General features: G+C 72.6%; 14 protein-coding genes. 9 read left to right on the forward strand and 5 right to left on the reverse strand.

What is annotated here, in order from left to right:
- The first annotated feature begins 7 nt into the window (after positions 1-7).
- The 3 genes from ACFXOZ_RS02015 (at position 8) to ACFXOZ_RS02025 (ending at position 4577) form a co-directional block, all read left to right on the forward strand.
- Positions 8-2545: an alpha/beta fold hydrolase gene (locus ACFXOZ_RS02015; RefSeq protein ID WP_380586627.1), complete on the forward strand. Its 2538-nt coding sequence runs from the start codon at positions 8-10 to the stop codon at positions 2543-2545.
- A complete protein-coding gene (locus tag ACFXOZ_RS02020) occupies positions 2494-3819 on the forward strand; it encodes an MFS transporter (protein WP_380586630.1) in 1326 nt (441 codons plus the stop codon). Before ACFXOZ_RS02015 ends, ACFXOZ_RS02020 begins: the two co-directional genes overlap by 52 nt.
- Positions 3820-4214: 395 nt before the next feature.
- Positions 4215-4577 carry a hypothetical protein gene (locus ACFXOZ_RS02025; protein WP_380586633.1) on the forward strand — a complete coding sequence of 121 codons (363 nt, stop codon included), beginning with the start codon at positions 4215-4217 and terminating at the stop codon, positions 4575-4577.
- Between the two features lie 40 nt (positions 4578-4617).
- On the opposite strand, the gene ACFXOZ_RS02030 is transcribed toward ACFXOZ_RS02025, so the two are convergent.
- The 3 genes from ACFXOZ_RS02030 to ACFXOZ_RS02040 form a co-directional block, all read right to left on the reverse strand.
- Complete coding sequence (locus ACFXOZ_RS02030; RefSeq protein WP_380586730.1) at positions 4618-5730, reverse strand: serine hydrolase domain-containing protein; 1113 nt, start codon at positions 5728-5730, stop codon at positions 4618-4620.
- Between the two features lie 123 nt (positions 5731-5853).
- Positions 5854-7020, reverse strand: coding sequence for a serine hydrolase domain-containing protein (locus ACFXOZ_RS02035; protein WP_380532895.1), 1167 nt, complete (start codon positions 7018-7020; stop codon positions 5854-5856).
- A 237-nt stretch (positions 7021-7257) separates the two neighbouring features.
- Positions 7258-7884 (reverse strand): TetR/AcrR family transcriptional regulator, encoded by a 627-nt coding sequence (locus ACFXOZ_RS02040; RefSeq protein WP_380586636.1) that lies wholly within the window; start codon positions 7882-7884, stop codon positions 7258-7260.
- A gap of 297 nt (positions 7885-8181) precedes the next feature.
- Here ACFXOZ_RS02040 and ACFXOZ_RS02045 point away from each other — a divergent pair, with 297 nt between their 5' ends.
- The gene (locus ACFXOZ_RS02045; protein ID WP_375887157.1) at positions 8182-8682 is read left to right on the forward strand and encodes a PaaI family thioesterase; all 501 of its coding nucleotides are present in this window, start codon (positions 8182-8184) and stop codon (positions 8680-8682) included.
- Between the two features lie 103 nt (positions 8683-8785).
- On the opposite strand, the gene ACFXOZ_RS02050 is transcribed toward ACFXOZ_RS02045, so the two are convergent.
- Together ACFXOZ_RS02050 and ACFXOZ_RS02055 are read right to left on the reverse strand one after the other, a co-directional pair.
- Complete coding sequence (locus ACFXOZ_RS02050) at positions 8786-9367, reverse strand: TetR/AcrR family transcriptional regulator (protein ID WP_380586639.1); 582 nt, start codon at positions 9365-9367, stop codon at positions 8786-8788.
- A 185-nt stretch (positions 9368-9552) separates the two neighbouring features.
- Positions 9553-13389 carry a type I polyketide synthase gene (locus ACFXOZ_RS02055; protein WP_380586642.1) on the reverse strand — a complete coding sequence of 1279 codons (3837 nt, stop codon included), beginning with the start codon at positions 13387-13389 and terminating at the stop codon, positions 9553-9555.
- Between the two features lie 290 nt (positions 13390-13679).
- Between ACFXOZ_RS02055 and ACFXOZ_RS02060 the strand changes: the two genes are divergently transcribed.
- The 5 genes from ACFXOZ_RS02060 to ACFXOZ_RS02080 all read left to right on the forward strand — a co-directional run bounded on the left by ACFXOZ_RS02060 (position 13680) and on the right by ACFXOZ_RS02080 (position 18492).
- Positions 13680-14495: an alpha/beta fold hydrolase gene (locus ACFXOZ_RS02060; protein WP_380523218.1), complete on the forward strand. Its 816-nt coding sequence runs from the start codon at positions 13680-13682 to the stop codon at positions 14493-14495.
- Positions 14496-14559: 64 nt separating this feature from the next.
- Positions 14560-15384, forward strand: a complete 825-nt coding sequence (locus tag ACFXOZ_RS02065) for an oxidoreductase (protein WP_380586645.1) — start codon at positions 14560-14562, stop codon at positions 15382-15384.
- Positions 15385-15413: 29 nt separating this feature from the next.
- Positions 15414-16652 carry an MFS transporter gene (locus tag ACFXOZ_RS02070; RefSeq protein ID WP_380586647.1) on the forward strand — a complete coding sequence of 413 codons (1239 nt, stop codon included), beginning with the start codon at positions 15414-15416 and terminating at the stop codon, positions 16650-16652.
- 171 nt (positions 16653-16823) lie between these two features.
- The gene (locus tag ACFXOZ_RS02075) at positions 16824-17312 is read left to right on the forward strand and encodes a PPOX class F420-dependent oxidoreductase (RefSeq protein WP_380586650.1); all 489 of its coding nucleotides are present in this window, start codon (positions 16824-16826) and stop codon (positions 17310-17312) included.
- Between the two features lie 34 nt (positions 17313-17346).
- The gene (locus tag ACFXOZ_RS02080; RefSeq protein ID WP_375887173.1) at positions 17347-18492 is read left to right on the forward strand and encodes an FAD-dependent monooxygenase; all 1146 of its coding nucleotides are present in this window, start codon (positions 17347-17349) and stop codon (positions 18490-18492) included.
- The last annotated feature ends 11 nt before the right edge of the window (positions 18493-18503 follow it).

The raw sequence follows: 18503 nt of genomic DNA on the forward strand, positions 1-18503 counted from the left end.
GAACGGCATGGCAACCGGCGGATTCGAACGCTTCACCCAGCTGACCGCGCAGCAGCGGCAGACCTTCCTGGCGCGCGCCGCGGCCAACCCCGCGGCGGCCGCCCGGCTCCGGCTCTCGGAGGCCCAGCGGCGATTCTGGTTCCTGGAGCGCCTCACCGACGGCGGCGCGCTCTACAACCTGCCGTCGGCGCACCGCTTCCGCGGGCGGTTCAGCGTGTCCGCGCTGCGCCGTGCGCTGGCCGAGCTGGCGCAGCGGCACGAGATGCTGCGGATCCGCTACGTCGAGGTGCTGGGCGAACCGCTGCAACTGCCTTCCGGCGCACCGCTGGAGTGCCCGCTGGTCGACCTGAGCGACCTGGCCGCCGCCGAGCGCGAGGCCGAACTGCTGCGGCACACCGAGGCGGACGCGCGCACGCCGTTCCTGCTGGCCGGGGGCCCGCTGGTGCGGGCCTCCGTGCTGCGGCTGGCCCAGGACGACCACGTCCTGCTTCTCAACCTGCACCACAGCATCGCCGACGGCTGGTCACTGGACCTCCTGTACGGCGAGCTGGAGTCCCGGTACGACGCCCACCTGGCCGGCGGTCCGGCCCCCGAGCCGGTGCCGACCGCCAGCTACCCCGGGTACGCGGCCGGCCAACGGGAGTGGCTGGACGGTCCGGACGCGGAGCGCAGCCTGGCCTTCTGGCGCACCGAACTCGCCTCCGCTCCGGCCGACCTGGGGCTTCCCGCCGACGAGGTGGACCCGGCGCGCCGGCCCGGCGAGGGCGCGGTGGTCTCCCGGGAGCTGTCCGGGACGGTGACCGGTGCGCTGCGCGAGCTCGGCCGGGCCGAGGGCGCGACGCTGTTCATGGTGATGCTCGCCGCCTACGCGGCGGTCCTGCGCCGGCACACCGGCCGGGCGGACCTGGTGATCGGCAGCCCGGTCTCCGGGCGAGCGCAGGCGGAGTGGTCCGAGGTGGTGGGCCTGTTCGTCAACACGACGGTGTTCCGGGTCCGGCCCGACGGGGACTCTTCCTTCCAGGAGTTGATGTCGGCCGTGCGAGGCTCGGCGCTACGGGCCTACGCGCACCAGGACGTGCCCTTCGACTGGCTCGTGGACCGGCTGGGGGTGCGCCGGGAACCCGGGCGCAACCCGCTGTTCTCGGCCTTCCTGTCGGTGGAGGGCTTCTCCGAACGGCCCGTCCGGCTGGGCGGCCTGGCGGGCGAGGACGTGGAGGCGCACTCGGCCACCGCCTGGTTCGACCTGAGCCTCTGGATCGGCGAGCGCCGCGACGGCGGCTTGCGGATCGACCTGACCTACGCGACCGACCGCGTCGCCCCGACCACCGCCGAGCGCCTGGCCGACGACCTGCTCCGGCTGCTGGGCACGGCGGCGGCCGATCTGTCCGCGACCGTCGAATCGCTGGCCCCCCGGCTGCGCGAGGCGCTTCCTGATGTGGCGGCCGGACCCGAGGCCGTGGGCGCGGAGCCGGGGAAGCGCACCGGCCGGCCACCGGTGACCGCACTGGAGCGCACCGTCGCAGACACCTGGGCCGCCATGCTGGAGCGCCCCGAGGTGTACCTGGACGACGACTTCTTCGAACTCGGCGGCCGCTCACTGGTCGCCCTGCAGGCCGTCGCACGGCTCAACGAGATCTGCGGCACCGACCTCCACCCGGTCGAACTCTTCGAGGCCCCCACAGTTGAGTCATTCGCTCGGCTGCTCGGCGAGAGCACGGGCCCCGGGATCGGCGCCGGCCCCGGGACCCTGCGCACCATCCGGCCCGGCAGTGGCCCGGCGGTGCTGTGCCTGCCGCCGATCGGCGGGGACATCCTGTGCTACGCCGCGCTGGCCGGCGCGCTCGACACCGACCGGCCGGTGTACGCAGCCGCCGTCCCAGGCCTGCACGACGACCGCGCCCCGCTGCGCACCGCCGGTGAACTGGCCGAGCACTTCCTCGGCCTGCTGGCCGCCGGGGGAGTTGCCGGGCCGGTCACCCTGGTCGGCTGGTCGCTGGGCGGGGTGGTCGCCGTGGAGATGGCGCACCGGCTGGCCGCCACCGGCCCGCGACCCGAGGTGGTGCTGATCGACACCCCGATGCCCGGCCCCGGCGACGAGGACGCCGACCTGACCGCCGAGTTCAGCCGCTACCTGGCCGCCGCGGCGGGCCACATCGGTTCGGTGGGCACCACCAAGGTCGAGTGTCCCGACGACGGGGCGCTGTGGGCCTGGGTGCGGCAGCAGGGCATCATCGGCCCTGAGCTGGACGAGAGCCGCTTCGGCGCGATGGTCGAGGTGTTCCGGACCAACGTCGGCGTGCTGGCCCGCCCCGGGGTACCCGGGTACGACGGCGAGGTGCTCTACCTGGCTGCCGAGCGGGACGTCGCCGACCGTCGTTGGGTGCCCTGGGAGACCGCCCTGTCCGCCGGGCTGACCGTCCGTCTGGTTCCGGGGGACCACTTCAGCGTCATGACCCGGCCCCGGGTCCGGCGAATCGCGGAGGAGATAGATACATGGTGGAAACGGCGTCCGACGCACGGCGCGGACTCCGCGGGCGCGCGGTGACGGGGCTGGGGCCGGAGTTCGGCAAGTTGTGGCTGGGAAGTGCGGTCTCCAACCTCGGCGATGGGGCGAGCTTCGTTGCGGTCCCGCTGCTCGCCTCGTCCCTGACCGACCGTCCGGAGCTGGTGGCCGGGTTGTCCACCGCCTACGCGGTGCCACGGCTACTGGTGGCGGTACTGAGCGGCGTCGCCGTGGACCGCTTCGACAGGCGTCGGCTGCTGGTCGGCGTGAACCTGGTCCGCGGTGCGGTGCTCGCAGTGCTCGGACTGCTGGTCTGGCTGGGCCTGGCCTCGATCTGGGCGCTCTACGGCGTCTTCGTCGTGCTCGGTCTGTTCGAGACGCTCGCCGACGTCTCGTCCTTCTCGGTGCTGCCCACCGTGGTCGCCCCCAGGCACCTGGACCGTGCCAACGGACGGCTGGCGGCCGCGCAGACCGTCTGCGACGAGATCGCCGGGCCGCCGCTGGGCGGCCTGCTGTTCGGCATCGCCGCGATCCTGCCGGTGCTACTGGATGCCTCGTCCTTCGTGCTCGCTGCGTGTTGCTTCTGGTGGCTGAAGGGCGACTTCACCCCCGGACCAGCCGCCACCGGGGAGGCCGCCGACGGCCCCGGGGAGCCGCGACCGAACGCCCTTGCGCAGATTGGTGAGGGCCTACGCTACCTGGCCGGGCACCGGCTGTTGCGCACCCTGGCGCTGATGTCGGTGGTCACCAACCTGGCATACATGCTGCCGTTCTCGGTGCTGGTGCTCTTCGCCACCAACACCCTGGGACTGAGCCCGGCCGAGTACGGCCTGGCGCTGACCGTCTCGGCGGCGGGCAGCTTGGTCGGCAGCTTCGTGGCCCCGGCAGTGCGCCGACTGCTCGGCACCGGGCGCACCGTCGGCGCGACCCTGTTGCTGGGCGCCGTGGCCTACCTGGTGATGGCCGTCACCGACTCGGCCCTGGTGGTCACCGCGATGCTGGCGGTCTACTTCTTCTACACCACCGTGTGGACGATCACGGTCTCCTCACTGCGCCAGAGCCTGATCCCGGGCGAGCTGATCGGCCGGGTGACCGGGGCCACCCGCACCTTCAGCCTGCTCGGACTGCTGGTGGGGTCACTCGGCGGCGGCCTGCTGGCCGCCCACTTGGGACTGCGAGCCCCGTTGTGGTGCGGGGCCGCGTTGCTAGGCCTGACCGCCCTGCTGTCGCTGCCGTGGTCCCGCCGCAACGAGCCCGACCAGGTGGCGCAGGCGCAGGCCCCGGTCGAGGAAGCTGACCCGCAGCCCGCCAGCTGACGCCGCGGCCACCAAGCCGCCGGGCCGACGTAACCGTCGGGCCGGCGGCTTTCCGCTTCCCGCAGCCCGCCAGGCGAGCCGCCGTGCATTCCCGGCCGGCGGACGCAGACCGGCGGGAACCTGTGCGGGAGAACAGGGGGCAGCCCCTGCCGATTTCGGTGGGCCCGGAGCGTCCGTGTCCAAAGTAAACATTGGCGAACTGTCAGCTCGTCGCCGTGCCGCTCCGGTCGAAAACCGCTGGAGGTCGTGGCGGCGCAGGTGCTCGAAGTCGAGCGTGACCACCACCTCGTCCCAGTGCGTTGCGTTTCGCAGGGCGGCGGCGGTGATCCGCCTACCCGTGGTTCGGTGAACAGGCGCGCCATCGGGTGCGAGTGTGCGGAATCCGGGCGCCATGGGTGTTCGCGCGGGAGCCCCCGTCGGGGCTCCCGCACGGCTGGAAGCCCGCCCCGCAGTCCGCGATTCCCGCAGGAACCCCCGGAGCCGGCGCCCTGGCGGCGGCCGACGACCGGGCCACCCTGAGCAACCTCACCGCCTGCCTGAGCGCCACACCGGCGGCGGCCGAGCAGCGCCCCTCACCAGGCTGGCCCACCAGCTACGACACCGGCCTGCGGTACAAGAACATCGTCGACGACAAGAAGCCGAGCTCGATCGGCGCGTACGACCCGGGCACCGGCGGCCTTCTGCGAGGGCAACCAGCGGGGCGCGACGCTGGGTTCGGCGAAGGTCGGCAAGCCGGGCTGGACTCCGATCACCGGTAATTGGTGAACCGGGCGGCCGGGGGAGTTAGGCCGGGGTGGGTCAGTGGCAGAGGGCTGTGTCCAGGGCGGTGGACATGTGGTGGGCGGCGTCGTCGGAGGGGACGGTGGTGACGGTGATGTTGGCGGCGCGGCCGTCGTCGGTGACGGCGCCGCGGGAGCGGTAGCCGACGATGGTGCCGCCGTGGCCCCAGGCGAGGCCGCCGCAGGAGAGGGGGCGGCTCTGGAGGCCGAGGCCGTAGCGGACGCCCGGGCCGAGGGGGTCGGCGGGGACGGTGGTGCGCATCTGGGCGAGTTGGGCCGGGGGGAGGAGGCGGCCGGCGAGGAGGGCGGTGAAGAAGGTGTTGAGGTCGGTGTTGGTGGAGACGATCGCTCCGGCCGCCCAGGCCATGGAGGTGTCCATGTCGGTGTAGTCGACCGGGGGCGCGTCCGGCAGGCTGAGGTAGCCGTGGGGGTGGGCCTCGTGGACGGTGGTGTCGCCGGGGGTGGGGAAGTAGGTGTGGCGCAGGCCGATGCGGTCGATGACGCGCTTGGTGATCTCCTCGCCGACGGGTCGTCCGGTGACCTTCTGGACGAGGAGCCCGGCGACCAGGTAGTTGGTGTTGTTGTACTCGAAGCTGGTGCCCGGAGCGAAGTGGGCCTTCTGGGCGAGGGCGCCGTCGAGGAGCTCGCGGGGCTCGAAGTAGCGGAACTGGATGGGGATGAAGTCCGCGAGGGCCGGGGCGGCCATGTACTCGGGCAGGCCGCTGGTGTGCTGGAGCAACTGCCGGACGGTGATGGTGTGTCCGTCGATGCCGTCGCCGCGGAGCAGGCCCGGGAGGTAGGTCTCGACGGGTTCGTCGAGGCCGATCTTCCCCTCGGCGACGAGTTGGAGGACGACGACGGCTGTGAAGGTCTTGGTGTTGCTGCCGGCGCGGATCTGGCCGTCGACGGGGGGCTTGGCGCCGGTGGCGAGGTTGCCGGTGCCGGCGGTGTAGGTGCGGGTGCGGCCGTCGCGGCCCTTGACGGAGGCGAGTGCGGCGGGCAGGCCGTCGTCCTTGACCAGGGCGTTGAGGCTCTGCTGGACGGTGTCCGGCTTGCCGCTCGCGAAGGCCGCGCTGGGTGCCAGCGCGCCGGCCGCCAGGGCGCCGGCGGCCACGGCCGTCACGACCGCGATCGTCCGGTGCCGGCCGGGTCGGTGTCGGCCGGGTCGACGGGAAGGTGGGACGTGGCTGTGCTGGATGTGCTCGTTCACTGGGGAACTCCTCTGCCGAAGGGGGGAATTGCCGGGTGTGCGAGGTCAGCGGCAGAGGGCCGCGTCGACCGTGGCCTCGATGTGCTTCCCGGCCTCGTCGCCCGGGATCGCCGTCACCGCGATGTTGAAGGCGCGGCCGTCGTCGGTGACGCCCCCGGAGGTCCGGTAGCCGGGGATGGTGCCGCCGTGGCCCCAGGCGAGGCCGCCGCAGGGGAGCGGCTTGCTCTGGAGGCCCAGGCCGTAGCGGACGCCCGGGCCGAGGAGTTCGGCGGGGACGGTGGTGCGCATCTGGGCGAGCTGGGCCGCGGGCAGGAGGCGGCCGCCGAGGAGTGCGGAGAAGAACGAGTTGAGGTCGGTGTTGGTGGAGACGATCGCCCCGGCCGCCCAACCCCAGGACGGGTCCAGCTCCGTGTAGTCGCGGAGCGAGCCGTCGGCCTCCCGGTTGTAGCCCTGGGGGTGGGCCTCGTGGACGGTGGTGTCGCCGGGGGTGGGGAAGTAGGTGTGGCGCAGGCCGATGCGGTCGATGACGCGCTTGGTGACCTCCTCGCCGAGCGGCCGCCCGGTGACCTTCTGGATGATCAGGCCGGCCAGCAGGTAGTTGGTGTTGCAGTACTCCCAGCTGGAGCCCGGGGCGAAGTGGGCCTTCTGGGCCAGGGCCGCGTCGAGGAGCTCGCGCGGTTCGTAGTACCGCTTCGGGCTGGTGAGGATGGCGCCCTTGTCCACGTACTCGGGCAGGCCGCTGGTGTGCTGGAGCAGCTGGCGGACGGTGATGGTGTGTCCGTCGATGCCGTCGCCGCGCACCAGGCCCGGGAGGTAGGTCTCGACGGGCTCGTCGAGGCCGACCTTGCCCTCGGCGACGAGTTGGAGGACGACGACGGCGGTGAAGGTCTTGGTGTTGCTGGCGGCGCGCACCTGGCCGTCGACGGGGGGCTTGGCGCCGGTGGCGAGGTTGCCGACGCCGGCGGTGTAGGTGCGGGTGCGGCCGTCGCGGCCCTTGACGGAGGCGAGTGCGGCGGGCAGGCCGTCGTCCTTGACCAGCGAGTTCAGGCTCTGCTGGACGGTGTCCGGCTTGCCGCCCGCGAAGGCCGCGTTCGGTGCCAGTGCGCCGGCCGCCAGGACACCGGCGGCCACGGCGGTCACGACCGCGGCCGCCCGGTGCCGGCCGGGTCGGCGGGAGCGCTGGACGCGGCTGTGCGGTGTGTTCTCGTACACGGAGGAACCCCTCTGAACGGACCGTGCCGGTGATTTCCGGCCTGGGTCAAGAGGACCATTCAGAGGTGGGGGAGTTCGTCCGCGCCCAGGACGAGACCGAACCCGGGAGTCGGCTCCGGGAGGCGCCCCCGGGCAGGACCGTGCTCCTGGCCCGGGGCGGGGACCGGACCACCCGCCGCGATCGGCGGGGGTGGGCCGGCGGCGGTGGATCAGCGGGGGCGGATCAGCCGGGACGGATCAGTGGGCGTCGGTGAGGATGCTGGGGAGGACCGTGTCCAGGACGCGCTGGAGTTCGAGCCTCAGGTCCGTACCCTTGAGGTCGTCGCGGCGCAGTCGGAACAGGGCGCCGAGGTAGGCGTCGCGCAGGAGGTGGCCGACCTGGAGGGGGTCGGTGCCGGGGCGGATCCGGCCCTTGGCGAGGCCGGTCCGGATCACGTCCGCGAACACCTCGGCGGTGTAGGGGTGTTCGGTGATCGGCAGGCCTGCCCGGACCCAGCACATCAGCATGACCTGGTTGAGTTCGGCCGGCTCCTCGTCGTTGATGTCGACGAGGGCCGTCATGCACCGTGCGAGGGCTCTACTGACGTCCACTGCCGCGAGCGCCTCCTGCTGGAGCTTGTCCTCCAGCCGCTCTCTGCGGCGGTTGCTCCAGGTGGTGATGAGCTCTTCCTTGTGCTGGAAGTGGTTGAAGAAGGTGCCCCGGGCGACGTCGGCGCGTTCGGTGATGTCGTCGATCGTGGTCTGCTCGAACCCCTTCTCGGCGAAGAGGCTCAGGGCGGCCGAGAAGATACGTTCCCTCATCCGCTGCTTGTTGCGCTCCCGGCGGCCCGTCGGGACAAGTGCGACGGAGGCTTCGTCGGCCATGCGTTCTCCTGTGGGGTGAGGGTGTCAGTTCCTGAGGTCCTGCTCCACGGGTGGGGAGCTCCTCGGTCACCGGTACGGCATCCGAACGAGCCCGCGGAGGGCTGGGTCGGCCCTTGCATAACTTATACTAGGATTTAAGTTTAGAGTCACATGCCAGGTTCATGTCGGTCGGGGCCGCGGCGCCGCACACTTTCTGACGGCGAGACGTCAATCACAGTGCAGCGATGGACAGATGGGGCAAACTACAGTCCTACGAGCGACCCTTTCCCGACCCCATCGCCGATCGGAGCCGCACCCATGGGTGAGCAGACCCAGACGCAGACCATGCCGCGCACGGCGGCGATCCCGCCTGAGGTCCTCAGCCGTTTCGCCGACGGCGGCGTGGACCTGGAGGCGATGTTCGCCTCCGGGCACCTCGGCAACCGCATGGGCATCGTGCTGGTCGAGGCCACCGCCGACCGGGTGGTGGCCACCATGCCGGTCGAGGGCAACACCCAGCCCTACGGCCTGCTGCACGGCGGCGCCTCGGCCGTCCTGGCGGAACACGTGGGCTCGATCGGTGCGACCCTCCACGCCGGCCCCGAGCGGGTGGCGGTCGGGGTGGAGCTGAGCTGCACCCACCACCGGGGGATGCGCGAGGGGGTGGTCACCGGCACGGCGACTCCCGTCCACCGCGGCCGCAGCACGGCGACCTACGAGGTCGTCATCACCGACGACCAGGGCCGCCGGGTCTGCACCTCGCGGCTGACCTGTCTGATCCGGGACGTGGCCCCGCGCGGGACGGGCGCGTCGGACTGACGGTCCGTCACCTCGGATCCACCGACTTCGAAGGCGCCGCCCGGCGATCGGGCGGCGCCTTCGGCGTCGTGGGTGGGCCCATCGGTGAGTCGTGCGCAGACGGCTACCTCGCGCGGCCGGCGACGGTGCTGTCGTGGACGATGCTGGGCAGCAGGAAGTCCACGATGCTTTGCAGCTCCGCGGCCAGGCCGTCGTCCTTCAGGTCGCCGCGGCACCACCGGAACAGCGCGCCCAGGTAGGCGTCCCGCAGGAGGTACCCCACCTGCATCGGGTCCACGCCGGACCTGATCCTGCCCTCCGCCAGTCCGGCCCGGATCACGTCGGCGAACACCTCGGCCGTGCGCGGCGGCTCGGTGATCGGCAGGCCCGCCCGCACCCACGAGGTGAGCATGACCCGGTTGAACTCCGGCTCCTCCTCCTCGTTGATCTCGACGAGTGCCGTCATGCACCGCCCGAGGGCGACGCACAGCTCGTCGTTCGAGGGCGTCCTCTGGCGCATCTTCTCCTCGAATCGCGATTGGCGCTGGCTGCTCCAGGTGGTGACGAGCTCTTCCTTGTGCTGGAAGTGGTTGAAGAACGTGCCGCGCGCGACGTCGGCGCGCTCCGTGATGTCGTCGACCTTCGTCTGCTCGAAGCCCTTCTCGGCGAAGAGGCTCAGGGCGGCGGAGAAGATTCGTTCCCTCATCCGCTGCTTGTTGCGTTCGCGGCGGCCCGTGGCAACGGGCGCAAGAGGGGGTTCAGCAGCATACATACGTTCTCCAGCGACAAGGGAGTGGACCTTGTAACCATCTGTAGCGCGGCCCGTACGGCCGGGCCCGGTCCTCCTCTGCGGAGTTATACCAGAAGTTAACTTTGATGCGTAGTATTCGTTTAAACCTCAGTCGATTCCAGTAGCCGACCGATGGTCTCCTGACCGAGCAGGCGCCCCACGGGCAGGTCGATGCCCATGGCGGTCCGGATGCGCTGCCGCAGCCGGACGGCGGTGATGGAGTCGAGGCCCAGCTCGCGCAACGGCCGTCGGCGGTCGATGCGTTCGGGGGTGGTGCCGAGCAGCGCCGCGGCGTGCGTCAGCACGGCCGCCTCGCGGTCGGCGGCCGGCGCGGGGGCAGGAACGGTGGCGGGGACGGAGGTGGCCTCAGCTGCCGGTACGGTCGCGGGCGCGTGCCCGGGCCCGGCCTCCGGCGCCACCGTGCCGGTCAGCCGCAGGAGTTGGACCCCGTGCAGCTCCGCCAGCACGTGGTCCCCGTCGTCCGTGTGCAGCACGACGTCCGCGCGGACGACGGAGTCGCCGGACGCCGTGCCCTCCGCCACCGGCCGGAGCGCGGCCGAGCTCCACACCGGCTTCGCCAGGGCGGTCGCGTCACCGTGCACCGTCACGGCGTCGATGCCGACGGCCAGGTAGCTGTGGCTCGTGCCGTCCGGACCGCCGCGGGGCAGCACGGCGAGCAGCGGCTGCAGCGGCACCTCCCAGGCCGCGGGGTGCCCGGGGGCCGGCAGGTGCATACGCGCCACCGCGAGGCCCGGGCGCCGCCAGAGCCGGCGGACGCCCGCGAGTTCGTCGGGGACGTCGTAGCCGTACCCCCGGACCTCGTCGTAGAAGTCCGGCCCGGGCAGGTACTCGCCGCACTGCGCCAGCAGCGCGTCCAGGCTCCGGGGCGAGGCGCCGCCCCCGGGCGGGGAGGAGGTGACGCGGGCCGTCAGGCAGGTCAGGGCCGGTTCGCCGGCCGATCCCGGGCCGACGACCTGGACGGTCGCGAGGTGGTCGGCGCCCTCGGGCCGCAGCCGGACCCGCAGGGTGGCGCCGAGTGCCTGTCTGCGGTCGACCAGCTCCCCGGTCAGGGTGACGTCCACCAGGCGGTGCTGCCCGCCGAGTTCGGAGCGCGCCGCGCTCAGCACGGCGTCGACGTACAGCATCGGCGGGACGACGGCCGTGCCGCGGAACGATACCCCCAACGCCTCGATGTCCAGCGGCCGTTCGTAGGTGAAGCCGGTGGCCGCCGGGAGGGCGGCCGGGTCCCGCAGGTGCTCGTCGTCCCAGGGGTAGCGGGGCAGCGGCACGGGGCGGACCGCGCCCCGGAACCACCGGGTGAAGTCGAGGCCGGCGCCGGCGGCGTGCAGGCGGCCGGCCGCGCGGGCGAGTTCGGCGCCCTCGTGCTCCCTGCGGCGCAGCGAGGCGACGGTGAAGGCCGGGGCGCCGAGCGCCTCCAGGGTCTCCTCCACGGCCGAGGTCAGCAGCGGGTGCGGGCTGATCTCCAGGAAGACGCTCTCGTCCTGCTTCGCCAGCCGCGCCACGGCGCCGGCGAACCGCACCGGGCGGCGCAGGTTGTCCATCCAGTACCCGGCGTCGAGGGCCGTCCCGGGGACGGGCTCGGCGCGCACGGTGGAGTGCAGCGGCAGCGAGGTGCCGCGCGGGGCGAGGTCGGCGAGGGCGTCGAGCAGTTCGGACCGCAGCGGGTCCATGTCGGGGGAGTGGGAGGCCACGCTGACGTTGACGAACCGGGCCAGTCGGCCGCGCTCCGTCAGGCCCTCGGCGAGCCTGGCGAGGTGCTCCGGATCCCCGGCGAGGACGGTGGAGTGCGGCGAGTTCTCCACCGCGACGCACAGCGCGTCGGGGTAGCGGGCGGCGATCCGCTCGGCCTCGTCCGGGGACAGGTCGGTGGCCAGCATCCGCCCCCGGCCGCCGAGTCGGGCCATCAGCCGGCTGCGGCGGCAGATGACGGCGGCGGCGTCGCGCACCGACAGGGCGCCGGTGATCACGGCGGCGGCCGCCTCGCCCATGCTGTGCCCGACGCATGCGGAGGGGCTGACGCCGAGGTCCTGCCAGAGGGCGGCCAGCGACACCTCCATCGCCCACAGGGCCGGCTGGACGACGTCGATGTCGGTGGGGAACTCCTCCTGCTCGCGGTTCAGCAGCTCGACGACGGACCAGCCCAGTTCGGCCCGGACCGCCGCGTCGCACTCGGCCATGCGCTCGCGGAAGGCGGGGAAGTCCGCCAGCAGCCGGCGCCCCATGCCCGGCCACTGCGCGCCCTGCCCGGGGAGGACGAACACCGTCCGCCGCTGCGGGCCGAAGCCGGCCTCGCCGCGTCCGCCGTCGGCGATCTCCTCGCCGGCCGCCAGTGCCTCCAGCCGGTCGGCGAGCTGCTCGTGGCTGTCGCCGATCGCCCACATCCGGTACGGGTGGTGGTCGCGGCGCAGCGCGGCCGCGGCGCAGACGTCGCGCAGGGGCTCCCGGTGGCCCGCGCCGCCGGGCCGCAGGTGGCGGGCGTAGGCGGTCGCGAGCCGTTCCAGGGACCGCTGCGAGCGGGCGCTGAACACCAGCAGTTCGGGGCGTCCGTCCACCAGCGGCTCGGGGCGCCCGTCCGTCGCGGTGGCCGTCGCGGCGGACGCTTCGGCCTCGGCGGGGTACGGGCTCAGGACGACATGGGCGTTGGTCCCCGACAGGCCGAAGGAGCTGACCCCGAGGTAGGTGTCGTCGCCGTCCCCGAGGGGTTCGTTCTCGGTGACCACGCGGACCGGGGAGTCCGGGGCGGCGATCAGCGGGTGCGGACTGTTCAGGTGGAGCGAGGCCGGGATGACGCCGTGGCGGGCGATCAGGACGGTCTTGATCAGCCCCGCCATGCCGGCGGCCGCCTCGGCGTGGCCGATGTTGCTCTTCACCGAGCCGGTCCGCAGCGGCCGCCCCGGGGCGCGGGCCGGGCCGGCCGCCGCGGCCAGCGCGGACAGTTCCACCGTGTCGCCGACGGCGGTGCCGGTGCCGTGCGCCTCCACGTAGCCGAGGCGGGCCGGGGATATCCCGGCGCTGCGGCAGGCCTCGCGGACCATCTCGACCTGGCCCGGGACGGAGGGCTTGACCAGCAGTCCGCTGCTGCGCCCGTCGTTGTTCACCGCGCTGCCGGCCAGCACCGCCAGGACCGGGTCGCCGTCGCGCCGGGCGTCCGCGAGGCGCTTGAGCAGCACCACGCCGACGCCGTCGCTGCGCACGAAGCCGTCGGCGTCGGCGTCGCCGAAGGCGCAGTGCCCCTCCGGCGAGAGCATGCCCGCCTGCGAGTAGGCGACGGCGTCCCGGGGGGAGAGGACGATGTTGGCGCCGCCGACGACGGCGAGATCGCTCTCCCCGGTGAGCAGGCTCTGCCGGGCCATGTGCACCGCGACCAGGGAGGAGGAGCAGGCGGTGTCCAGCACGATGCTGGGGCCGCGCAGGTCCAGCGCGTAGGAGATGCGCCCGGAGGCCATCGAGCGCAGCTGGCTGCCGACGGTGCGCCAGATGTCCTGGTCGGTCAGCGGCCGGTGCTCGTCGCCGTACTCGGCGGTGGCCTGGCCGACGAAGACGCCGGTCCGGCTGCCGGCCAGGGCGGAGGGGCGGATGCCGGCGTCCTCCAGCGCCTCCCAGACGACCTGGAGCAGGACGCGGTGCTGGGGGTCGATGGCGCGGGCCTCGGCGGGCGAGATGCCGAAGAAGCCGGGGTCGAAGGCGAAGGGGTCGTCGATGAACCCGCCCTTCGCGGAGATGGACTTGCCCGGGGTGGCCGGGTCGGGGGAGTGGTGGGCGGCCGCGTCGTACCTGTCGCCGGGAATCGCCGTGACGCTGTCGGCATTGCCGATCAGGTGCTCCCAGAACTCGTCGGCGTTCGAGGCGCCGGGGAACCTGCATCCCAGGCCGATGACGGCGATCGAGCGGTCGGACGCTACTTCGGGCTGATCCATGGGGCGTACCTGCCTTCATGTACGAGCGAAGCATCGGTGCTACAGAAGTGATAGTCGTTCAATCATTGATGCAAGGTCAAGATTGAACCCGCGCCGCCTAGTTGCATCGCTGGCCACCGAATGGGCCCCTCACCTGCGCCGCTCCGCCGTCGGGCGGTCGCGCGGCGCCTCCGGGTGTGGTCCAGATCGCTCGCTTACTTGGCTTTCAGTAAAAAGTGATACTTGCATCCAACCTCGACTCATGGTCCCATCTTGTCCGGTAGTCGACCAATCCTGAGGAGGCACCTGACATGCCGAGCACGGGGATACGGATCAGCGGCGGCGACGCCGAGGTGGCGTACAGCATCGAAGGCAGCGGGCCGGCCCTGGTCCTGGTGCACGGCACCGGAACCCGCGGAGCCGCCTGGGCCCAGCAGGTCGAGGAGCTGAGGGGGAAGTTCACCGTCGTCACCCCGGACCTGTCCGGCTCCGGTGACACGGTCGACCACGGCGGGCCGCTGACCCTGGGCGACCTGGTCGCGGAGGTGCTGGCGGTGGCCGACCACGCCGGCCTGGACACCTTCCACCTCGCCGGCCACTCCCTCGGCGCCGTGGTGGCGCTGCGCCTCGCGGCCGAGCACCCCGAGCGGGTGCGCTCGGTCGTCTCGCACGCCGGCTGGGCGTACACCGACGAGCGGATGACGGCCGACTTCCGCTACTCGCTCGACCTGCTGCGCACCGACGCGGAGTTGGGCACCGCGCTGGTCCCGCAGATGTTCCCGCTGGCCACCCTCGGCCCCCGCTACTGGGAGGCGACGAACGAGGCGGAGCACGGGAAGCTCGTCCGGCAGATCGCCGACAACTTCCAGCCCGGCACCGCGCGGCAGTTCGAGGTCGGCCTCACCGTCGACCTGCGTCCGCTGCTCGGCGCCGTCGTCGCGCCGGCGCTGGTGTTCGCCAGCGTGCACGACCGCGTCTGCGGAGCCAACCAGCAGCTGCTGCTGCGCGAGGGCATACCCGGTGCCGTCTACGCGGAGATCGAGACCGGCCACAACGCGCTGGCGGAGGACCCCGAGGGGTTCGCCGCGGTGCTCGGCCCGTTCCTCGCGCAGCACACCGGCACCTGAGAACCACACCCGCTGGTCCCGGCCCGTCGGGCCGCCGCAACACACCGATAGTTGGAGGAAGTTCATGTCCGTTTGGCTGATCACCGGCAGCTCCCGTGGCCTCGGCCTGCACATCGCCCGGGAGGCGCTGGCCAGCGGTCACCAGGTCGTCGCGACGGCGCGCGACACGGAGGTCGTGCGTGCGGCGCTCGGCGAGGCCGGCGGCGAGGTGCTGTACCTGCCGCTCGACGTGACCGACGAGCAGCAGGCGCAGGAGGTCGCGCGGGCCGCGTACGAGCGCTTCGGCCGGATCGACGTCCTGGTGAACAACGCCGGCCGGGGGCTGCTCGGCGCCGTCGAGGAGGCCTCGGACGCCGAGGCGCGCGCGGTCTACGACATCAACGTCTTCGGCCTGCTCGCCGTCACCCGGGCGGTGCTGCCGTACATGCGCCGGGAGCGGTCCGGCCGGATCCTCAACATCAGCTCCGTCGGCGGGTTCACGGCCGGCTCGGGCTGGGGCATCTACAACAGCACCAAGTTCGCCGTCGAGGGCCTCAGCGAGGCCCTGCGGGCCGACCTCGCCCCGCTCGGCATCCACGTCACGATCATCGAGCCCGGGGTCTTCCGCACCGACTTCCTGGACGCCTCCTCGCTGCACAGCACCACCCCGATCGACGACTACGCGCAGACCGTCGGCAAGACCCGCGACTGGGCGGTGGACAACAACCACCAGCAGCCCGGCGACCCGGTCAAGGCCGCCCGCGCGATCGTCACCGTGGCCGCGTCGGACGCGCCCCCGGTGCGCCTGCCGCTCGGCGCGGACTGCGTCGCCCGGGTCGAGAGCAAGCTCGAGACCGTCGCCAAGGAGCTCGACACCTGGCGGGAGCTCGCGCTGGACACCGCCATCTGATCAACCGTCTCCGGAGAAGGAGGACCCCGATGAGCTCGGCGAGTTCGGCGGGGCGGGTGGACCCTCGGGTCTGGCTGCTCGCGCTGGGAACGTTCGCAACCGGTACCGACCTGTTCATCGTCGCCGGCCTGCTGCCGGCGGTGGGGCGGGACCTGCACCTCTCGACGGCACTCGCGGGCCAGACGTCCACCGCGTTCGCCGCCACCTACGCGGTGGGAGCGCCGATCCTGGCCGGGCTCACCGCCAAGTTCCGGCGCAAGCCGCTGCTCATCGGGGTCATGCTCGTCTTCGGCCTCGGCAACCTCCTGTCGGCCGTCTCGGCCAACTTCACCGTGCTGCTGATCAGCCGGGTGATCACCGGCGCGGGCGCCGCCCTGTACTCGGCCAACGCCTCCGCGGTGGCCGCCCGGATCAGCCCGCCCGAGGTGCGCGGCCGGGCGCTGGCCATCGTCTACGCGGGCATGACCAGCGCCATCGCCTTCGGGGTGCCGATCGGCAACTGGATCGGCGAACTCTCTTCCTGGCGCTGGGCGTTCGGCCTGGTCGCGGTGCTCGCGGCCGTGACCGTGGCCGGCATCCAGTTCTTCCTGCCGGACGTGCCCACCGGCCCCGGCGCCACCGTCCGGGAGCGGATGGCCGCGATCCGGATCCCGCAGGCCCCCACGCACCTGCTGGTGACGGCGCTGTGGACCGCGGGCACGTTCACCGTCTACACCTACCTCGGCTCCATCCTGGAGCAGGTCACCGGGCTGTCGGCCGGCCAGCAGTCCTGGGTCCTGCTGCTCTTCGGCGTCGGCAGCTTCGGCGGGGTCTTCGTCGGGGGCCGGCTGGCCGACCGCTTCGGCTCGGTCGTCGGCCTCTCGATCACCATCACCGCGCTGGGCCTCTGGCTCGTGGTGCTCACCCCGACCCTCCAGTGGCCGCTGGTCGCGGCGCTCGCCGTCGGCGTGTGGGGCCTGGTGCACTGGCCCAGCTTCCCGCTGCTGCTGCACCGGGCCCTGGGCATCGGCGGGGACCGCGGCGACATGCTCCTGGCGCTGAACAACAGCGCCGTCTACGTGGGCCAGATGACCGCCGCCGCGGTCGGCGGACTGCTCGCCGACGCGGACATGCTCCGCTGGAACCCCCTGGCCGGGGCCGGCTTCGAGCTGCTGGCCGGCCTCGCCCTCGTCGTCAGCGTGGGAGCGCTGCGCCGCAACCGCAAGCACCCGCAGCCGGTGGCCGCGCCCACGGACGCGGAGGAGTCCAGCCCCGCGCTGCGGGGCTGAACCGCGCCGCGCGGCACCGTCCACGGCCGTCCACGGCCGTACCGCCGTCCACCGCCGTCCATCACCTCCAGTACCTCCAGCACCGTCCACCGCCGTACCACCGGCGGCCGGGCGCCGACGAAGGAAGCGCGTCCCGAACGAAGGAACCCCATCCCGCAGGAAGGACACAGCATGTCTTCTCACCAGGAGATGGAAGTCGAGACGGGTCACCGCCTCGCCCCGGAGGTCCGCGCCCTCGCGGACGGACCCAACTTCGCCGCCCTGACCACCCTGATGCGCGACGGAACCCCGCAGACCCAGGTCGTCTGGGTCTCCACCCGGGGTGAGTACCTCGCCCTCAACAGCGAGGTGGGGCGGCAGAAGGTGCGCAACCTGCGCCGCGACCCGCGGGCCACCGTCACCATCTGGCAGCAGGACGACCCGCTGAACTTCGCCGAGATCCGCGGCCGGGTGGTCGAGGAGGTCCTCGGCACCGAGGCCCGCGAGCACATCGACGAGCTGTCCCGCAAGTACCTGGGCGGCCCCTTCGCCGAGGAGTTCATCGCCTCGGACCGCGTGCTGCTGCTCGTCGCCCCCGACCGGCAGCTCGTCCGCGACCACGCGCGCTGGGTGGCGGGCCTGCCCCAGCCCCAGCCCCAGCCCCAGCAACAGCACCAGTGACCGCTAACCGTCCACCCATGCGTGAGGAGTCACAGTGAAGCGCCGCATCCTGATCATCGGAGGGGGCATCGGCGGTCTCGCCGCCGGAGCCGCACTCGGACAGCAGGGCATCGACACCACCGTCGTCGAGATCCAGTCGGAGAACCTCGTCGCCGGCGTCGGCATCAACATCCCGGGCAACGCGCTGCGGGCCCTGAGGCAGCTCGGCCTGCTCGACGAGGTCCTCGGCCACGGCTTCACCTTCGACCGCGTCGACTTCCACGACTCCGCCTCCCGGCTGCTGCTCGCGCTGCGGTCGAAGCTCGGGGTCGACGGCGTGCCCGCCAACTGCGCCATCCAGCGCAAGGACCTGGCCCGGATCCTGGAGAAGGCCTGCGTCGACGTGGGCACGGTGATCCGCTACGGCACCTCGGTGGAGAAGATGAGCACCACCGCCGACGGCGGGGTCGAGACCGTCCTCACCGACGGCAGCACCGAGCACTACGACCTGGTGGTCGCGTTCGACGGGATCCGCTCCTCCTTCCGCAAGGCGGCCCTCGGCATCGAGCCCCGGTTCACCGGCTACTCGGTGTGGCGGGTGGCCCTCGAACGGCACCCCGAGGTCACCCGGAACATGTACTTCCAGGGCATGGGCACCAAGGCAGGGCTCTTCCCGCTCAATACGGATGTCATGTACCTGCTGCACGTGACGCCCGAGCCGGGCAACCCGCGCCACGCGCGGGAGGACTTCCACGGCCACCTCACCCAGCGGCTGGCCGGCTACACCGGCCTGATCGGCGAACTGCGCGACCGCATCAAGCCGGACGACGACATCGTGTACGCGCCGATCGAGGAGGTGCTCCTCCCGCTGCCCTGGTACCAGGACGGGCTGCTGCTGCTCGGCGACGCCGCCCACGCCATGGCGCCGCACCGCACCCAGGGCGCGGCCATGGCCATCGAGGACGCCGCCGTGCTCGGCGAGACGCTCGGCCGGGACGGCGACCTGCGCGAGCTGCTGGCCGAGTTCCAGGACCGCCGCTTCGTCCGCGCCAAGATCGCCCAGGACGCCTCCCGCAACATCCTCCTGTCCGAGATGAACACCACCGACCAGGCGTCCCTGGACCGGCAGCTCGACTTCATCCGGAACGGCCTGGAAGCCGTCGCCCACCAGGTGGACGACGCGCTCAACCAGCCGATCTGACGCCGCACCGC

This window comes from Kitasatospora sp. NPDC059160, from assembly GCF_042755465.1.
In the GTDB taxonomy this organism is placed as follows: domain Bacteria; phylum Actinomycetota; class Actinomycetes; order Streptomycetales; family Streptomycetaceae; genus Kitasatospora.